Source organism: Limnochorda sp. (assembly GCF_047459355.1).
GTDB lineage: Bacteria > Bacillota > Limnochordia > Limnochordales > Limnochordaceae > Limnochorda.
The window spans coordinates 1-2,102 of sequence record NZ_VSCV01000073.1; the positions used below are offsets into that span (position 1 = coordinate 1).

Annotated in this window: 2 protein-coding genes; both read right to left on the reverse strand. The window is 70.8% G+C overall.

What is annotated here, in order from left to right; translation table 11 throughout:
• Window positions 1-102: 102 nt before the first annotated feature.
• On the reverse strand, window positions 103-1,245 hold the full coding sequence (locus tag FWJ67_RS10855) for a glycosyltransferase family 4 protein (protein WP_414482822.1): 1,143 nt from the start codon (window positions 1,243-1,245) through the stop codon (window positions 103-105).
• Complete coding sequence (locus FWJ67_RS10860; RefSeq protein ID WP_414482823.1) at window positions 1,245-2,039, reverse strand: CotS family spore coat protein; 795 nt, start codon at window positions 2,037-2,039, stop codon at window positions 1,245-1,247. The genes FWJ67_RS10855 and FWJ67_RS10860 overlap by 1 nt, the downstream gene beginning before the upstream one ends.
• Window positions 2,040-2,102: the final 63 nt, after the last annotated feature.

The following is a 2,102-nucleotide window of genomic DNA, read 5'->3' on the forward strand; positions in this document are numbered from 1 at the left end:
AACCATGGCTGATGGCGGGCATGGGATGATGGGGCCGGCGACCCAGGTGGCCGTCCGCCTCGCCCTGGCCGCGGCGGTGACCGGGGACGCCCGGATCTGCCTCTACGCCCGCCCCGCGCCGCCGTACAGGGAGAGCAGGTCGTGAGCCACCCGGCGCCAGTGGAAGCGGGTCTCCGCCAGCTGCCGGCCCTGCCGCCCCATTTGGTCTGCCAGGCGGCGGTTCTTGAGGAGCCTCCCCATGGCCTTGGCCATGGCCTGGGGATTGGCCGGGTCGTCCACCACCAGGCCGGTCCCCAAGCCGTCCACCACCTCGGGGTTCCCGCCCCGGCGGGTGGTGACCAGGGGGAGGCCGGCGGCCATCGCCTCGTAGTGGACCCGGGCCAGGGGCTCTTGCCACTGGGAAGCACAGACGAAGAGGTCCGCGGCTGTGTAGTAGGGCGGGATCTCGGCGGGAGTGAGAAAGCCCACGAAGATGACCCCGTCCCCCAGGCTCCGGGCCTGCTCTTGCAGCGCGAGGCCGTAAGTGTTCCACTCGGTCTGGCCGTACCAGCGGCTCCCCACGAGGAGGAGGCGGGCCGAGGGGAACCGGCGGCGGATGCTCTTCATGGCGTCGATCAGCACGTGCTGGCCCTTCTTGGGCGAGAGGCGGCTGACGCAGAGGATCACCGGGTCCTGGGGATCGAAGCCCAGCTTGGCGGCCAATGCGGCCCGGATGGGCCCGGCTCGGGGATCCCACCGGGGGATGTAGGCGTCGGGATCGACGCCGGAGTAGAGGGGTCTCAGCTTGGGACGGGCCCACGGGTACTGGTCGCCGACGGTGTCGGCGATGTACCGGCTGACGGTGACCACGTGATCGCAGAGGTTGAGGCACCGCTCCGCCGTCTCCGGAGGCATCTTCTCCGGCTTGAACATTTCGTTGTGAAGGCTGAGGAGGATCCGGGCCCTGGGGGCCATCCGGTGGAAGGGTTCCACCCACGTGGGCCGGTTGAAGAGGTGGAGGACCTGGAAGCCCCCCCGGCCCAGCGCCTCAGCCACGCGCTGGGGGTATTCTTCGGCGGGGAAGCGGACGATCTGGTAGCCCGGCCCCTCCTCGTACAGGGGGAGCTGGGGATCGCTGATGGTGAAGACCGTCACCTGGTGGTGGCGGGCCAGATACGGCAGAATCCCGGCCACGTACGTCTGGATGGCCCCGCCCCGGATGGGGGGGACGGGGAGCTTCTCGGTGGAGACCAACGCCACTCGCATCACGCGCCACCTCCCAGGGGGAGCCAGGCTGCCAGAGCCGCCTCCTTGGTCCGCTCCAAGGGGAGCACCTCCAAGAGGCGGGCGGGCGGCTCAGGTTCGCCCTTCTTGAACCAGTTCTTGGCCGCGTCGTGGACCGCGTGGGGGAAGAGGAGATCGATGGCCAGGAGCTCTTGCACCGCGGGCGAAAGGGGCGCCACCGACTGGTACGCGTCCAGCACCGCCTGGAAGAGGGGCGCCCGCCAGCCGTCAGGCCCATCCATGAGGCTGAGGAGGAGCTTGCGCAGGTCCCGGACGGGCAGGTCGAAGGTGACGTTGTCCAGGTCCAGCACCCAGACCCGGCTCCCCGCCACCAAGGTGTTCCCCTCGCTGAAGTCCTGGTGGCAGAGGACGGCCCCGGCCGTTCCTACTGCGGCCAGTTCCCCGTACGCGGAGCGGGCCAGGGCCGCCTCCGCCCGGCGGGCCCGGTCGATGACCTCGTCGGCCACCTGGAGGTAGGCCCGGTGGAAGGGCTGGTGGGGGGCTTGCTCAGCGGCCTCCTTCCACCGCTCCAGCCTTTGGCGCAAGGACTGGTACTGGTGAGGCCAGCGTCCCACTTTGGAGGAGATCCGGCTGCCGGCGGGCGGCTCGTACCCGCGGGAGGCCTCATGGAAGGCGGCCAGGGCCTGGACCACCGCCTCCAGGTCGCCGGTCAGCCGGAACCGGGCCCGGCGCCCCGCCACCCATGGGTAGAGGACGAAGACCTGGCCCCCCTCCTCCACCCACAGCTGACCGTCCTGGGCCCGGAGGACGGGCAAGACCGGGCCTCTCGGTCCGGGTCCCCGTCTTCATCCAGGTGGAGGGCGAGGTGGTGGGCGAGC